Origin of the sequence: Nocardia cyriacigeorgica, from assembly GCF_005863245.1 — a bacterium.
Lineage (GTDB): Bacteria > Actinomycetota > Actinomycetes > Mycobacteriales > Mycobacteriaceae > Nocardia > Nocardia cyriacigeorgica_C.
This window is the reverse complement of record NZ_VBUT01000004.1, coordinates 109694-125892: the sequence shown is the minus strand read 5'-3', so window position 1 is coordinate 125892 and position 16199 is coordinate 109694. Positions and strand designations below refer to the sequence as shown.

At 68.7% G+C, this 16199-nt stretch carries 13 protein-coding genes and 1 tRNA gene; 8 read left to right on the top strand and 6 right to left on the bottom strand.

Annotated elements, in window-relative coordinates; translation table 11 throughout:
• Positions 1-48: 48 nt before the first annotated feature.
• Positions 49-2928, top strand: a complete 2880-nt coding sequence (gene topA, locus FEK34_RS10520; RefSeq protein ID WP_138447680.1) for a type I DNA topoisomerase — start codon at positions 49-51, stop codon at positions 2926-2928.
• A 252-nt stretch (positions 2929-3180) separates the two neighbouring features.
• Positions 3181-4413: a DNA polymerase III subunit delta' gene (locus tag FEK34_RS10515; protein WP_138447679.1), complete on the top strand. Its 1233-nt coding sequence runs from the start codon at positions 3181-3183 to the stop codon at positions 4411-4413.
• 222 nt (positions 4414-4635) lie between these two features.
• Here the strand turns inward: FEK34_RS10515 and FEK34_RS10510 are convergent, their stop codons facing one another.
• Entirely contained in the window at positions 4636-5529 is an 894-nt protein-coding gene (locus tag FEK34_RS10510) for an NAD(P)-dependent oxidoreductase (RefSeq protein WP_138447678.1), read from the bottom strand.
• A gap of 99 nt (positions 5530-5628) precedes the next feature.
• Here FEK34_RS10510 and FEK34_RS10505 point away from each other — a divergent pair, with 99 nt between their 5' ends.
• A complete protein-coding gene (locus FEK34_RS10505) occupies positions 5629-5976 on the top strand; it encodes a winged helix-turn-helix transcriptional regulator (RefSeq protein ID WP_138447677.1) in 348 nt (115 codons plus the stop codon).
• Between the two features lie 107 nt (positions 5977-6083).
• Positions 6084-6159: transfer RNA gene (locus FEK34_RS10500), tRNA-Thr, on the top strand.
• Between the two features lie 139 nt (positions 6160-6298).
• Here FEK34_RS10500 and FEK34_RS10495 read toward each other — a convergent pair.
• A complete protein-coding gene (locus FEK34_RS10495; protein ID WP_249358969.1) occupies positions 6299-6613 on the bottom strand; it encodes a hypothetical protein in 315 nt (104 codons plus the stop codon).
• 187 nt (positions 6614-6800) lie between these two features.
• On the opposite strand from FEK34_RS10495, the gene FEK34_RS10490 reads away from it, so the two are divergent.
• Positions 6801-7538, top strand: a complete 738-nt coding sequence (locus FEK34_RS10490; RefSeq protein ID WP_249358967.1) for a helix-turn-helix domain-containing protein — start codon at positions 6801-6803, stop codon at positions 7536-7538.
• Between the two features lie 76 nt (positions 7539-7614).
• Here FEK34_RS10490 and FEK34_RS10485 read toward each other — a convergent pair whose 3' ends face one another.
• Positions 7615-8088, bottom strand: a complete 474-nt coding sequence (locus tag FEK34_RS10485) for an ArsI/CadI family heavy metal resistance metalloenzyme (protein ID WP_138447676.1) — start codon at positions 8086-8088, stop codon at positions 7615-7617.
• A gap of 98 nt (positions 8089-8186) precedes the next feature.
• Between FEK34_RS10485 and FEK34_RS10480 the strand changes: the two genes are divergently transcribed.
• Positions 8187-8543 (top strand): Rv2640c family ArsR-like transcriptional regulator, encoded by a 357-nt coding sequence (locus FEK34_RS10480; protein ID WP_036532372.1) that lies wholly within the window; start codon positions 8187-8189, stop codon positions 8541-8543.
• Positions 8544-8636: 93 nt separating this feature from the next.
• Here the strand turns inward: FEK34_RS10480 and FEK34_RS10475 are convergent, their stop codons facing one another.
• Positions 8637-9689 (bottom strand): alpha/beta fold hydrolase, encoded by a 1053-nt coding sequence (locus FEK34_RS10475; RefSeq protein WP_138447675.1) that lies wholly within the window; start codon positions 9687-9689, stop codon positions 8637-8639.
• Positions 9690-10008: 319 nt separating this feature from the next.
• Between FEK34_RS10475 and FEK34_RS10470 the strand changes: the two genes are divergently transcribed.
• On the top strand, positions 10009-10455 hold the full coding sequence (locus tag FEK34_RS10470) for a DUF2752 domain-containing protein (protein WP_138447674.1): 447 nt from the start codon (positions 10009-10011) through the stop codon (positions 10453-10455).
• A 76-nt stretch (positions 10456-10531) separates the two neighbouring features.
• Positions 10532-10720, top strand: coding sequence for a hypothetical protein (locus FEK34_RS10465; RefSeq protein WP_138447673.1), 189 nt, complete (start codon positions 10532-10534; stop codon positions 10718-10720).
• 7 nt (positions 10721-10727) lie between these two features.
• On the opposite strand, the gene FEK34_RS10460 is transcribed toward FEK34_RS10465, so the two are convergent.
• Positions 10728-12077, bottom strand: coding sequence for a M1 family metallopeptidase (locus FEK34_RS10460; RefSeq protein ID WP_138447672.1), 1350 nt, complete (start codon positions 12075-12077; stop codon positions 10728-10730).
• Complete coding sequence (locus tag FEK34_RS10455; RefSeq protein WP_138447671.1) at positions 12074-16000, bottom strand: Pls/PosA family non-ribosomal peptide synthetase; 3927 nt, start codon at positions 15998-16000, stop codon at positions 12074-12076. The genes FEK34_RS10460 and FEK34_RS10455 overlap by 4 nt, the downstream gene beginning before the upstream one ends.
• Positions 16001-16199 lie beyond the last annotated feature (199 nt).

Sequence of the window (16199 nt, the reverse complement as noted above, 5' to 3'; positions counted from 1 at the left end):
GGACGCGAACAGCGGCGCGCGGGTCGAGAAGGAAAGGTGTATTCGCCGGTGGCAACACGAGACCGCGGTGCAGCCGACCAGGGCCGTCCCCTGCGTCGTCTCGTGATCGTCGAGTCCCCGACCAAGGCCCGCAAAATCGCGCCCTATCTGGGCCGCAATTACACGGTGGAGGCCTCCGTCGGTCATATCCGGGACCTGCCGCGCGGCGCGGCGGACGTGCCCGCCAAATACAAGGGCCAGCCCTGGGCGCGCCTCGGTGTCGACGTCGATCACGATTTCGAGCCGATCTATGTCGTGAGCCCGGATAAGAAGGGCAAGGTCACCGAGCTCAAGAGCCTGCTCAAGGATGCCGACGAGCTCTACCTGGCCACCGACCCCGACCGCGAGGGCGAGGCCATCGCCTGGCATCTGCTGGAAACCCTCAAGCCGAAGATTCCGGTCCGGCGAATGGTGTTCCACGAGATCACCGAGCCCGCCATTCAGGCCGCGGCCGCCGACACCCGGGATCTGGACAGCGACCTGGTCGACGCGCAGGAGACCCGCCGCATCCTGGACCGGCTGTACGGGTACGAGGTCAGTCCGGTGCTGTGGAAGAAGGTCATGCCGCGGTTGTCGGCGGGCCGCGTGCAGTCCGTCGCGACCAGGGTGATCGTGCGGCGTGAGCGCGAGCGGATGGCGTTCCGGTCGGCCGAGTACTGGGATATCGCCGCCAAGCTCGACGCGGGCGATACCGGCGAGGCCGGTGGGAATCCGCGCACGTTCGGTGCGCGTCTGGTCAACGTCGACGGTGCGCGCGTGGCATCGGGCCGCGATTTCGGTTCCGATGGTCAGTTGAAGGCCGACGCCGGTGTCGTCGTGCTGGACGAGGCGTACGCGCGCCGGCTCGCCGAGGCGCTCGACGGCGCCGACCTGGTCGTTTCCTCCGCCGAGGCCAAGCCGTACTCCCGCAAGCCGTACGCGCCGTTCATGACCTCGACCTTGCAGCAGGAGGCGGGCCGCAAACTGCGCTTCACCTCCGAGCGCACCATGCGGGTGGCGCAGCGGCTGTACGAGAACGGCTACATCACCTACATGCGTACCGACTCGACCACGCTGTCGCAGTCGGCGATCAACGCGGCCCGGTCGCAGGCCACCCAGCTCTACGGCTCGGAATATGTGCATCCCACGGCCAGGCAGTACACCCGCAAGGTCAAGAACGCGCAGGAAGCACACGAGGCGATCCGCCCCGCGGGCGATACCTTCGCCACCCCCGGTGAGCTGCACTCCCGTCTCGACAACGACGAGTTCCGGCTCTACGAGCTGATCTGGCAGCGCACGGTCGCTTCCCAGATGGCCGACGCCAGGGGCACCACACTCACCCTGCGGATCACCGGCGTCGCTGGCACCGGCGAGGAATGCGTGTTCTCCGCCTCCGGGCGCACCATCACCTTCCCCGGCTTCCTCAAGGCCTACGTCGAGAGCGTCGACGAGGAGGCCGGCGGCCAGTCCGACGACGCCGAATCGCGCCTGCCCGCACTGGAAGAGGGCCAGGGCGTCACCGCGGTGGAACTGAACCCGGACGGGCACAGCACCAATCCGCCGGCCCGCTACACCGAGGCCTCGCTGATCAAGGCGCTCGAAGAGCTCGGCATCGGCCGCCCCTCCACGTATTCGTCGATCATCAAGACGATTCTGGATCGCGGCTACGTCTACAAGCGCGGTAGCGCGCTGGTGCCCTCGTGGGTGGCGTTCGCGGTGATCGGCTTGCTCGAGGAGCACTTCGGCCGCCTGGTCGACTTCGACTTCACCGCCGCCATGGAGGACGATCTCGACGCCATCGCCGGTGGCCGTGAGCAGCGCGGAAACTGGTTGTCCAGCTTCTATTTCGGCGGCGACCACGGCGCCGACGGCTCGGTCGCGCGCTCGGGCGGACTGAAGAAGATGGTCGGCGAGCGGCTCGACGATATCGATGCCCGCGAGGTCAACTCGATCAAACTCTTCACCGACGCCGAAAACCGTGACGTGGTGGTGCGCGTCGGCCGCTACGGTCCGTACCTGGAGCGGATGGTCACCAATCCGGATGACCCGGACGGCGATCCGATCTCCCAGCGGGCGAACCTGCCCGACGATCTGCCGCCCGACGAGCTGACTCCCGAGGTCGCGGAGAAGCTGTTCGCGACGCCGCAGGAGGGCCGTTCACTCGGCGTCGATCCGGCCACCGGGCACGAAATCGTCGCCAAGGAAGGACGATTCGGCCCCTACGTCACCGAGATCCTGCCCGAACCCGCCGAGGAGCCTGCTCCGGCGAAGAAGACCGCGAAGAAGGCGGCGGCGCCGAAACCGCGCACCGGATCGCTGTTCAAGTCCATGGATCTGGCCACGATCACCCTCGACGATGCGCTGAAACTGCTGTCGCTGCCGCGTGTGGTGGGCACCGATCCGGCCTCCGGTGAGGAGATCACCGCGCAGAACGGGCGTTACGGTCCGTACCTGAAGAAGGGCACCGATTCCCGTTCGCTGGCCGATGAGGATCAGATCTTCAGCATCACGCTCGATGAGGCGTTGAAGATCTATGCCGAACCCAAACGGCGTGGCAGGCAGGCAGCCAGTGCCGCCCCGCTGCGCGAACTCGGCAACGATCCGGCCAGCGGTAAGCCGATGGTGATCAAGGACGGTCGCTTCGGTCCGTACGTCACCGACGGTGAAACCAATGCCAGCCTGCGTAAGGGCGACGAGGTCGAATCCATCACCGACGAGCGGGCGGCCGAGCTGCTGGCCGATCGCCGGGCGCGTGGGCCGGTGAAGAAGGCGGCGAAGAAGACCACGAAGAAGGCGCCCGCCAAGAAGACTGCCGCGAAGGCCACCGCCGCCAAGAAGACCACGGCGAAGAAGACCGCGGCCAAGAAGGCGCCGGCGAAGAAGTCTGCGGCGAAAGCGGTTTCGGACTAGCGGAAGCCGGTCTCGCACCGGTGTTGAAACTCGGTGCCGGTCTGCCGCTGGTCGGCGATGGTGCGCTGGTGCCGAGCGAGCTGGTGTCGGACACAGCCCCGCAGCGGCCGGATGGCGGTCGGCCTAGTGGCGTGGCGGTCGGCGTACCGGCCGTGATCAGGATGTGCCGCCGATCGCGGCGCTTGCCGACGCCGGACGCGGGCCGGGCCAGCGCCGACGACCCTGTCGGTGGCGGCCGCTAGGGTGTACGACGTGGCGGGTGTCTTCGATCGGTTGGTCGGCCAGGATTCGGTCGAATCCGAGCTGACGGCTGCCGCGATCGCCGCCCGCGCGGGTTCGGTCGAAGGCGCGATGACGCATTCGTGGCTGTTCACCGGGCCGCCCGGTTCCGGCCGGTCGATCGCCGCCCTGTGCTTCGCCGCAGCGCTGCAATGCACCGATCCGGGCACACCCGGCTGCGGCCACTGTCACGCCTGCGCCACCACCATGGCGGGCACCCACGGTGACGTGCGCAGGGTCATCCCCGAGGGCCTGAGCATCAGCACCAAGGAGATGCGCGAGATCGTGCAGATCGCCGCGCGCCGCCCCAGCACCGGCCGCTGGCAGGTTGTGCTGATCGAGGACGCCGACCGGCTCACCGAGGCCGCGGGCAACGTGCTGCTCAAGGTGGTCGAGGAACCGCCGGACCGCACGGTATTCCTGCTGTGCGCGCCGTCGGTGGATCCCGAGGACATCTCGGTCACCCTGCGCTCCCGGTGCAGGCACGTCCATCTGGTGACGCCGTCGGTCCCCGCGATCGCCCAGGTCCTGCGCGAACGTGACCAGCTCGACGCGGAGACCGCCGAATGGGCGGCCTCGGTCAGCGGTGGGCATGTGGGGCGCGCTCGCCGCCTCGCCACCGACGCCGAAGCCCGCGACCACCGCAAACGCGCCCTCGCCCTGGTCGCCGCGATATCCCGCCCCGGCGCCGCCTACGCCGCCGCCGACGACCTGGTGAAAGCCGCCGACGACGAAGCCAAGCAGATGAGCGCCGACCGAGACGAGCGCGAACGCGAGGAGCTCGCCACCGCCATGGGTGCGGGCGGCACCGGCAAGGGCGCCGCGAGCGCCACCCGCGGCTCGGCCGGCGTGCTGAAGGACCTCGAACGCCGGCAGAAATCCCGCGCCACCCGCACCGGCCGCGACGCCCTGGACCGCGCCTTGATCGACGTCGCCGGCGTCTACCGCGACGCCCTCGCCGTCCGCTTCGCCGCCGGAAGCGGCGCGGGCCATTCCCGCCGCAAACCCAGCGCCGACGGCATCACCCTCACCCACCCCGACCTGGCCGACCAGATCACCGACCTGGCCGACCGGGTTCCGCCCGAGGGTCTGCTCCGCTCCCTCGAAGCGGTGCTGGCCTGCCGTGAAGCGCTGGACCTCAACGTCAAACCCCGGTTCGCCCTCGCGGCGATGGTGGCGGCGCTGATCGCCGCTCAGTCCGGCTAGCCGGAGCTCTTGCCGGATTCGGCGACGGAGTGGCTTTGCGGCGTGTCCGGAGGGGGTGGTTAGTTGTCGTGGGCGCTGGCCCGTCGGCCCGACATCGGCGGTTGCGACGGTTCGCAGCAGCGAGTCATCCAGGGCGGTGGGTCGCCATCGGCGGCAGCATCCTCGGCTGACGATACGTGTGGTCCGGTCGCGCCGCCGAGACGGTGAATCGCGGCGCGATGATCACCGCAGGCCGCCGGGCTGCGGTGCCACGCCTGGTCGGCGCAGCAGGTCGACAACTCCGGTGGTCGACTCCTGCCCACCACCCTCGGCGACCCGCCGCTGCATCAACGCCATGAACGGCGTGAGGAGTTCGGCGCTGACGCCCTGCTCCTCGGCGGTCCGCAGCAGGGTCGCGTTCGTCGTCACCATCATCGCCAGATTCGACTCCACACCCTCGGTGTAGTCGCCGCTCGCGAGCTGGGCCGCGGTGCCGAACGAGTAGCCGGCCATCGCCTGCTGATAGGCGATCATCCGGGGCGCGAACTCGACCGGCGAGATGTCCTCCTTCGCGATCAGCGCGAACGCGTGCGCGGCACCGGCGAACATGCCCCACATGCCGCTGAGCAGGGCCATGTCGTAGAGGGCGGCGAAACCGGCGTCCGCGCCGACGTATTCGACTCCGGCGGGCACCGACAACGCGTCGTTATGGGTTTCGTGCAGTTCGGGGGAGCCGCTGTAGAACACGTAAGCGCCCGAGCCGGGCACCCCGATCATCGACGGAACGGCCATGATCCCGCCGTCGAGGAACCGTCCACCGCGCGCGGTCACCCACTCCGACAGCGCGCGGGCCTCCGCGGGGGTGCTGGTGGTCAGGTTGACGATGTCACGACCGGTCAGGTCTACACCGTCGAGCGTTGCGCGCACCGAAGCGTCATCGAGCAGACAGACGACGACCAGTGCATTCGCGCGGACAGCGGCCGTCACGTCGTCGGCCACCACCGCTCCTGACGGGACCGGTCGAGCGCTGCGGTTCCAGACGGTGACGGAATAGCCGGCGGCGATCCACGAACGGGCAAGCGCCGATCCCATATCGCCGAGGCCGAGGACGGAAAGTGTGCGTGAGTTGTCGGACATGCTGGTTAGTCTTTGGGCGGCCACGCGGCCGGACAAGTACGCACAACGAAGTGGGTACGTACATCCGGGTAAGCAAACAGGCAGGTGAAAGGGGTAGTCGTGCCGATCACACGCAGACCGGGCGCCTACACGTGCGGGCTCGACGCGACGCTGTCGGTCCTGAACGGCAAATGGAAGGTCCTGATCCTCTGGCCCTTGAGCGAACGTCCCCACCGCTTCGGCGAGCTACGCCGCCAGGTCCCCGGCGTCAGCGAAAAGGTGCTCACCACCCAGCTGCGCGAGCTGGAAGCCGATGGGATCGTCCACCGCGAAGTGTTCGACCAGGTACCGCCCCGAGTCGAATACTCCCTGACCCAGCTCGGCCACCTGCTCAACAACGCCCTCCTCCCGCTCGAGGCCTGGGGCCGCGAACACCTCATGGATGAGCAACCCGCATCCCCGAGGTGATCCACCGAGCCGCACGCCTCGCCTGTTCACCCTGGCCACCAGTACTCCGAACACCCGTTTTCGCGTTCCGCCCGCCGAGACGATAGACTCGCGACGCCGAAAGGCACGCCGCCTTAGCTCAGTCGGTAGAGCGCTTCACTCGTAATGAAAAGGTCGGGGGTTCGATTCCCCCAGGCGGCTCCACTCGGAAACCAGCTCTGATCAGCTGGTTCTCGACCGCGACGACGGTTCCGGCGTAGTTGGTCCGGAACCGTCCTTGTCACGGATCGTCACATCGCTGTTCTGCTACAACTGAAGGCTGTCCGCGAGGTGAGACAGCCGCTCACCTCCACCCGCTTTCATTGAGAGCGGTTGGCCAGCGGTACCCGCGAGGGTAGAACCTCATCGGTGTGATCAGCTCAGCGAGCTCGGTGACGATCATTCGGTACGGTTCGGCGTGCTCGAAGGCCGGCACGACCACGGCTGTCGCCGCGTGATCGCCCAAGTGCTGCGCGAGCGCCATCGCCGCCACCAGCGGGCGCACGTCGAGTCCGACCGTGAATACCAGCCGATACCCGTGCCGGTCGGCGAGCGCGCCCAGATCGGCTGCGTCTCCGCCCGGTACTCGTCGCCGCACCAATCCGATCGCCTTCGGCATGCATTCCATTCCCAACTGCCCCTCTGTGCTGTCGTTGGCTCGCTCCCACTGCCGGAGATCTGTCACCCGGCGGCGGGGCGTACTGCTGACACTGCTCGGCCGAGGATGTCCGGACGACGACCCAGTGGGCGTCGGATTGTTCGCAAATAGGGCGACATTTCGGCGTCATTCGGTTACCGTGGCGGTCATGCGGACGACACCCAACACGGCGTTGCGGGCCGCGCGTACTGCCCGCTTGATGAGTCAAGACGATTTGGCGCGGGCGCTACGTGAGGCCGGATGCGTCAGCGCGACCAAGAGATTGGTGCAGCGGTGGGAGTCCGGTGCGACCGCCTACCCGCGGCCGAGTCACGCTCAGGCGCTCGAACGGGTGATGAAGCTGCCGATCGAGTCGCTCGGATTCGGGGCGGTCCGGGCAGGGCGCGGAATCGGCGGCCTCAACGACAACAGCCGCGATGTCGAGTCGCCGGTCGGTACGTTCGACAGCGTTCCTGCCGCGGCGGCACGGGTGAACGGCGATCATTCGGGAGTCTGGCTGAGCCGATACGAGTACTACTCGACCGGCCGCGACGCGACCTTCACCGTCGCCCACTACGCGGTGGTCTTGCATCACGACACCCAGATCACCGTCCGCAGTCTGCCCGGATCGTCGCCGTCGGTCACCGAGATGGACCTGACCGTGGACGGCAATATCGCGACCGGCACATGGTCGGAGCGCACCGCTGTCGACGGGTACTACCGTGGCGCCCGCTACCACGGTGCGGTGCAACTGCTCATCGACCCGACCGGCAACCGGATGGCCGGTAAGTGGATCGGATTCGGGAAGGACTTCGAAATCAACTCGGGGCCATGGGAGTTGGTGCTCCAGGAGTCGAGTACTGGCAAATCGACTCTGGACGCTTATCAGCGACCGGTGGGGTCATAGCGCTGATGACGCGCGATATCCCGGAGCCGGTTTGCTGACAATGGGCGTTAGGCTTCGCGGCTGAGGCGCGTGTCGATTACGCGCGGGCGGCCGTCGAACAGCAGGCGGTGTCGGCTTCGGCGGCGGTGGTTCCGCGGCAGCGGGCTTCGTCGTCGGCGGGCAATTCCGGTGCCTTGCCGAAGGTTTCGCTGTCGGCGAGAACGGTGTACACCTCCCAGCGTTCGGAGTCGGGGGCGGTGACCCAGACCTTGTCCTGGGTGGCGAAGCAACAGGTGGTGTTCATTTCTTCCTCGGTGAACAGGCCGGCGTCGGCGAGGCGGGTGATTTCGGAGTGGACGGTTTCGGTGGATTCCACTTCGACGCCGAGGTGGTTGACGGAACCGCCGTGGCCGGGGTTTTCGATGAGGACGAGCTTCAATGGGGGTTCGGCGATGGCGAAGTTGGCGTAGCCGGGCTTGCGCTTGGCGGGATCGGTGCCGAAGAGCGTCGAGTAGAACTTCACCGAGGCCTCGAGGTCGTCGACGTTGAGGGCGAGTTGGATGCGTGACATGGCAGAACCTCCACCTGTGAGACATATATCGAAGAACTGACAGGCATCAGCCTGCTCACCTTTTCGACATATGTCAATACCCGGCGTAGGGTGGATTCGTGCCGAAAACTTTGCCGCTGGTGGATATGTCGGCCCCGGTGTGTTGCGCGCCGGTGGCCGCGGGCCCGGTCGACGATGCCGCCGCGCTGGAGGTCGCGCTGCGGTTGAAGGCTCTCGCCGACCCCGCGCGGGTCAAACTGATGTCACTGCTGCTGACGACCGATGACGGCGCGGAGAGCACCGGCGCGCTGGCCCGCGCGCTCGGACTGGCCGAATCGACGGTCAGCCATCACCTGGGCCAGCTACGCAAGGCCGGGTTGGTGACGTCCGAGCGACGCGGGATGAGCGTGTTCCATCAGGCCCGCCGCGATGCGCTGGCGGCGCTGTGCGTGGTCCTCGATCCGAACTGCTGCTGACCTACCGCGCCGACCGGCCCGAAGGTGTCACGACCGGAAAACCAGAGCTCACCGAGACCGGGCACCGTTGACCGGATCTCGGTGAACCTCCGCTCAGCCCGCGGCTGCCGCGCGCAGGCCGGTGCGGCGGATGATCCGAGTCAGTTCTTCGTTGAACCGGTCGGCCGCTTCGATATTGGTGAGGTGTCCGGTGGGCCAGACGTGGTAGCCGGCGAGGTGGCCCGCGCGGTCGAGGTGGTCGGCGATGATGCGGGACATGCGTTCGGGCAGCAGGTGGTCGTGGCTGCCCGCGATGACCGTGGTGGGGACGGTGAGCTTGCTCGCGGCGTCGCCGAGTTCGAGGTCGGCGAGGGCGGCGGCGTGGCGGCCGCGGGCCAGCGGGCGGCACGACCGGACTATGCCGAGGGCGAACTCGACCTGGTCGGGGGTGGCCGTCGGTGACATGATGCGGGACTTGAGCACCGCGCGGGCCGCCCATCCACCGGGGAACGGGACCGGCGCGGTGAGCAGGGTCTCGGCGAAGATGATCGGCACCCGCACACCGGCGCCGAAGACCGTGATCGGGCGCTCGGCGACCGTCAGCGGCTTGTTCAGCAGCGGCAGCAGATCGGTGTCGTAGCGGATGTTGCCCGAGGTGGTGTTCACCAGCACGGCGGCCCGCGCGCGACGGTTGACCTGATCGGGATGCCGGGCGGCCCACGCTTGCAGGGTGATGCCGCCCATGCTGTGGCCGACGAGGACCGCGCGCTGACCGGGGCGCAGGGTGGCGTCGAGGACGGCGGCGAGATCGTCGGCCATGGTGTCGGCGCTGGGGAACAGCGTTCCGGCCTGGCTGTCGCCGTGGCCGCGCTGGTCGTAGCAGATGACGCGGTGCGTGTCGGCGAAGGCGTTGATCTGCGGATTCCAGTACTCGATGCTGCAACTCCAGCCGTGCACCAGCACGATCGGATCGCCATCGGCCGGGCCGTAGGCGTGTACCCGCAGGCGGGCGCCGTCGACAGTGGTGACGGGGATGACCTCGTGCGGCGCGGTGGGCGCGTTCAGCGACGCCGTCTCGAACGTGCGCGACCGAAGTCCGGCGCGAAAGGGGGCGGTCAGGGCGCCGTGGCGGACCTGCGCCAGCGTCTTCATCGACTTCACCAGCATCAGAGCACTCCTTTGTGTCTACCGTCACGGTAAATGCAAGCTGGGGTGCTTGCAAGTGCAAGCGCCGCTTACCGGAAACTCTGACCGCGACGGTCCGCTACACCGGGTGTCGGTCCGGTGTGTAATGCCGTTACCGGGAAAATGCCCGAAATAGGGCCGAAGTATGCCTGCCGTTTGCTGATGTGTGCGTGTCGTTACCGACGGGATCCGCTCGGCGCCACCTGGCTTCGTCCTGCTCGTTCCGGCTGGAAACCCGCTGAGATTCGGGTAACCGGAGTCTCGATAGCCGCGCCGCCGCGCCCCCGCTACGGTGAGATTCGTGGACATCACGCAGGCGAAACCGATGGCACCGCGGCCGGCGCGGACCGGGTGGCGGGCGCTGGCGATGCCCGCGGCGGTGGCGGGGGCCGGGGTGCTCGCGGTGCTGGCGGTGCATCTGCGGGATCCGCATGTGGAGGGGTCGTGGGGGATATGCCCGGTGTACGCGCTCACGGGGGTGTACTGCCCGGGGTGCGGTGGTATGCGGGCAGTACACAACCTCACCGAGGGGCAGGTGCTCGATTCGCTGCACAGCAACCTCATCGCGTTGCCGCTGCTGGTGCTGTTCGCGGTGTGGGTGGGTGATTGGGCGATCCGGGCGTGGCGCGGGAAGCCGATGCGGCACTTCGGCATCAACGCCCTCACGATGTGGTCGATCTTCGGTTTCCTCGCGGTGTTCACCGTGCTGCGCAATACGCCGTGGGGTAGCTGGTTGACGCCGGTCTGAGCTGCCCGAACGCCCCCGCTCCCCGGCGAAACGGGGCAAGCTGGAGGTAGGGCACCGGCCGGAAAGGACACAGCGCATGATCGACTCACTCAAGGCGCGGGTACGTGCCAAGCTGCTGCGTCAGCTCGCCGAGGACGGACCGACCGACTCCGAGCAGGACGATCCCCGGCTGATCTCGGTGGAGACCGATCTCGATGCCCTCGACAGCGTCGCCGAGGACGATCCGCTGGTCGAGGAACTCGCCACCCGCTACCTGGTCTTCTGACGAACGTTCAGGCGCCGGTCGACATCCCGCCCGACGGCGGCAGCTGCGGCAAGGCCTCCGTCAGCAGCCAGCTGTCCCACAGCGGCCGCAGCGGCACCAGGCTGTAGTGTCCGGCCAGATCGGTGAACTCCTCGGTGGTCACCGACGCGTGCCGATATCGCGAGGTCCATTCCCGCAGCATGTCGAAGAACGCGGTGTCGCCGAGTTCGAGCCGCAGCGAATGCAGGCACAGCGCGCCTCGCTTGTAGACCCGGTCGTCGAACATATGGGTCGGCCCCGGATCGCCGACGACGATGTCCTGCGGTTGCCGCGCCAGGTTGTGCCGCGCCGCCCTGGCCTGCTGGTCGGCGGTCGGCCCGCCCGAGGCCTCGGACCAGATCCATTCGGCGTAGCAGGCGAACCCTTCGTGCAGCCAGATATCGCGCCACTGCCGGATGGTGAGGCTGTTGCCGAACCACTGGTGGGCCAGTTCGTGGGCGACGAGTCGTTCCGCGCCGCGGCGGCCGTCGCAATGGTTGGCGCCGAAGATCGAGATGCCCTGGGCCTCGATCGGGATCTCCAGTTCGTCATCGGTGACGACCACCGTGTACGCCTCGAACGGGTACGGCCCGAACTTGTCGATGAAGACCGCGAGCATCTGCGGCTGCCGGGCGAAATCGTGGTCGAAGTTCGCGCGCAGCCGGGCGGGCACCAGGGCGTGCATGGGGACCGGTCCGTGTGCCGGGCCGATCCGGTGTTTGCGGTACTGCCCGATCTGGATGGTCGCCAGATAGCTCGACATCGGTTCGGACTGCTCGTAGACCCAGGTGGTCTGGCTGGCCTTGGTCTGTTTGCGCAGCAGGGTGCCGTTGGCGAGGGCGTAGTAGGGCGTGTCGGTGGTGATCGAAATGCGGTAGCTGGCTTTGGAACTCGGGTGATCGTCGCAGGGGAACCAGGACGCGGCGCCGTTGGGCTGGCTGGCGACAAGGGCGCCGTCGGTGAGTTCCTCCCAGCCCACCTCACCCCACGGGCCGCGCACCGGACGCGGGGTGCCCGCGTACTGCACCGTCACCGCGAGCAGCCCGCCGGCCGGGATCTTCTGCTGCGGGGTGATGACGAGTTTGCCGTGCTGGTGGCTGTATTTCGCCACCTTGCCGCCGTTGACCAGGACCTTCGACACCGACAGCGACTGCGACAGGTCGAGGGCGAAGCGCGGGCGCACCTCGGTGGTGACCGCGGTGATGTCGGCGCGGCCGGCGAGACGGTTGCTGGCGACCTTGTAGGTGAGGTCGAGTTCGTACCGCGAGACCCGGTAGCCCCGGTTTCCGTTCTGCGGCAGGTATTCGTCGATGGGGGCGTCGTAGAACTTGCCTCTCATCGGCTAGCGGCCCGTGGATCGGAGGCCGCGGCCCAGGGAGCGATGGGATTGCCCCACCACCGCGTCGACGGCGGCACGGTGTCGCCGCGCATGACCAGCGAGGCCGGGCCGATGGTCGCGCCCGCGCCGATGGTGGCGGCGGGCAGGGCGACGCAGTGCGGGCCGAGGGTGGCGCCGGGGCCGAGGGTGACGGTGTCCATCGACATGATCCGATCATGGAACAGATGGGTCTGCACCACACAGCCGCGTTCCACGGTCGCGCCGTCGCCGAGGGTCACCAAATCCGCCTCCGGTAGCCAATAGGACTCGCACCACACACCGCGACCGATACGGGCACCGAGACCACGCAGCCACAGATTCAGAACCGGAGTACCCGTCGCGGCGCGCGCGAACCACGGCGCCGCCACCGTTTCCACGAAGCTGTCGGAGACCTCATTGCGCCAGACGAACGAACTCCACAGCGGATGTTCCTCCGCGCCGATCCGGCCGATCAGCAGCCATTTGGCGGTGATCGCGCTCGCGCAGGCCAGCGCGCCCGCGACCATGAGCACCACACCCGACAGCAGTGCGGCGCCCGGATAGCCGATGGTCTGCGCCAGCCAGGCCAGGGTGAACAGCACGCCGAGCCCGATCGCGAAGGTGACCAGCACCGGCAGCAGGCGGCAGGTTTCCACCACACCACGGAAGATCCGCAGCCGCAGCGGCGGATCGAAAGTGCGCTCGGTATCGGCGGTTTCGGCGGCGCGGCGCAGCCGCACGGGCGGGCTGCCGAGCCACGACGAGCCCGCCTTCGCCTTGCTCGGGGCCGCCGACAGCACCGCGACCAGCCCGTTCTTCGGCACCCGGCGACCGGGCGCGGTCATCCCGGAATTGCCGAGGAAGGCGCGTTTGCCGACCTTCGCCTCGCCGATGCGCAGCCAGCCGCCGCCGAGTTCGTAACTGGCGATCATGGTGTCGTCGGCCAGGAACGCACCGTCGGCGACGGTGGTGAACTTCGGCAGCAGCAACACCGTGGAGGCTTCCACTCGCTTGCCGATCTTGGCGCCGAGCAGCCGCAACCAGATCGGGGTGAGCAGGCTGGCGTAGAGCGGGAACAGGAAATTGCGGGCGCCGTCGAGCAGCCGTTCGGTGGCCCACACCTGCCAGCCGACGCGGCTGCGCACCGGGTGATAGCCCTCGGTGAGACCGATGCTGAGCACTCGCACCGCGATCACCGTGGCCACCGCGTAGACGAGCAGACTCACCAGGGTGGCCACCGGGAGCATGAGCAGGCCGCGCCCGAGGGCGCCCGCGATGGTGGTGGTGTCGCGGATCCACCAGACGATCAGCGCTCCGCCCGCGGCCAGCCCGAGGATCGGCATCGCGGCCAGGCCCATCGAGCTGATCGCGAACGCGAACACCCAGTGCACCGCCCGTTTCGGGGTCTCGGCGGGCCAGCGATGCCTGGCCTTGCCGACCTTCACCGCGGGCGAGCCCGCCCACTCCTGATCCGGCTTGACCTTCCCGGACACCGCCGAGCCCGGCGCGATCTCGGCGTCGCGGCCGATCTTGGTGCCGGGCAGCAGGATCGAGCGCGCGCCGATCACCGCGCCGCGACCGATCACGATGGGCCCGACGTGGACGACATCACCGTCGATCCAGTAACCGGACAGATCCACTTCGGGTTCGACGCTGCACCCGTCGCCGAGCTCGAGCATGCCGGTCACCGGCGGCAACGTGTGCAGATCGACGCCCTTACCGATCTTCGCGCCGAGCGCCCGCGCGAACGGCACCATCCACGGTGCGCCGGACAGGTTCTCGGCGCCACTGGCCTCAGACAGCCGCACCGCCGCCCACAGCCGCAGATGCACCGACCCGCCGCGTGGATAGCTGCCGGGTTCGACGCCGCGCAACAGCAGCCGGGCACCGGCGACGCAGATGCTCATCCGGCCCAGCGGGGTGATGAACACGACGAACAGCAGCAGCGTCCACCACCACGACAGCTGCGGCAGCCATGGCAGCGCACCCGCCCAGCTCGCGAGATTGCCCGCGATGGCCAGCCAGGTCAGCCATTGCAGGCCGGTGAGCGTGGTGAGCGGGAGAGTGGCGAGCACCTGCGCGCACTGCGCGGCCAACGGGGTCGGGCGGACGGTGCGTTCGACGACGGCGGCCACCGGTGCGGTCTCGTCCAGCAGTTCGGCCAGCGCGCCCAGACGCGGATGGTCGTACAGGTCGGCGACGGCGATGCGCGGATACCGTTCCCGCAGTGCGGTCACCAGCTGGGCCGCCGACAGCGAGCCGCCGCCCAGATCGAAGAAATCGGCATCCGCGCCGGTGATCTCGGCGCCGAGGATCGAACTCCACAGCTCGGCGACCCAGGCCGCGGTGCCGGTGAGCCCGTGGTCGACGGTTTCCTCGCTGCCCGCCAGCGGCCAGGGCAGGGCGTCACGGTCGACCTTGCCGGAGGTGCGGGTCGGCAGTTCGGGCACCACGACCAGCCGCGGCACCAGCGGGGCGGGCAGCTGTTCGGCGAGCAGCGCGCGGGCGGCCTTGATGTCGTAGTCGGGTGGGGTGCCGGTGAGATAGCCGACGAGGATCTGGGTGCCGGCAGCGGTGGTGCGCACGGCGGCGGCCGCACCGCTCACCCCGGGCAGGTGCTGTAAGGCGTTGTCGAGTTCGCCGAGTTCGATGCGGCGCCCGCCCACCTTCACCTGATCGTCGGCGCGGCCGATGAAGACCAGTCCGGCCGTGTCGTTGCGCACCAGATCGCCACTGCGGTAGGCGCGTTCCCAGCCGAGTGCGGGTAGCGGCGCGTACTTCTCGGCGTCCTTCGCGGGATCGAGGTAGCGGGCCAGGCCGACGCCGCCGATCACCAGTTCGCCGGATTCGCCCTCGCCCACCGGATTACCGGCGGCGTCGACCACGGCCAGATCCCAGCCGTCCAAAGGCAGTCCGATGCGCACCGGCCAGTTCCCGTCCAGCAGCGCCGCGCAGGCGACGACGGTGGTTTCGGTGGGGCCGTAGGTGTTCCACACCTCACGCTCGGATTCCGGGTCGCCGGCCAGCCGTTCGGCCAGCTCCGGCGGCACGGCCTCGCCGCCGAAGATGAGCAGCCGCACCGGTTCCAGCGCCTCGGCGGGCCAGGTCGCGGCCAACGTCGGCACGGTGGAGACCACGCTGATCTCGTGCCGCACCAGCCACGGCCCCAGATCCGCGCCGGTGCGCACCAGCGCGCGCGGCGCGGGCACCAGGCAGCCGCCGTGCCGCCAGGCCAGCCACATCTCCTCACAGGAGGCGTCGAAGGCGACCGACAGCCCGGCCAGCACCCGGTCGCCGGGGCCGATCGGGGCGTCGCGGAGGAACAGCCGGGCCTCGGCGTCGACCAAGGCGGCGGCGTTGCGATGGGTTACCGCAACACCTTTCGGGGTGCCGGTGGAGCCGGAGGTGAAGATGATCCAGGCGTCGTCGGCGGGGGAGGGCAACTGCGGTCCGCCGGGTTGCCCATCGGTTGCCGGGCGGGCGTGTTCGGTCGGTTCGATCCCGGCGGCGGTGACGATCGCGGTGACGCGCGCCTCGCCGAAGACCAGCCGGGCGCGCTCGTCGGGATCGTCGGCGTCGACGGGCACATAGGCCGCGCCCGCGTGCAGCACCGCGAGAATCGTGACGTAGAGCTCACAGGTGCCCGAGGGCATCCGCACCCCGACCCGGTCGCCGCGCCGCACCCCGGCCGCGCCGAGCCGCTCGACCGTCGCGCCGATCTCGGCGACCAGTTCGGTGTAGGTGAGGGCGGTGTCGCCGTCGTCGATGGCGGGGGCGTCCGGATGGGCGCGGGCGGTCTCGGCGAGGATGTCGACCAGCGTTCGCGCAGGTGGGGCGAGGGTTGAACGGAGCAGCGGATCGAGCTCCTGGACCGAACCATCGGGGTCGATCTGCGGCTGGAGCATCACGTCCGGCCCACCTTCCTCAGCACTGTCCGGCAGTAGCCATGTTCGGCGGTACGGCCTCACCAACTAATTCTCGAAGACGGTTGTTTCATACGAGGGTTACCAGTGGGCAAACGGAAAATGCCCCGGTGACCAGTAGTCAACGGTACCCGCAGCGCGCGACGGGTTGACAGCGGCGCGGCCGGTCTGTCAATCTCGC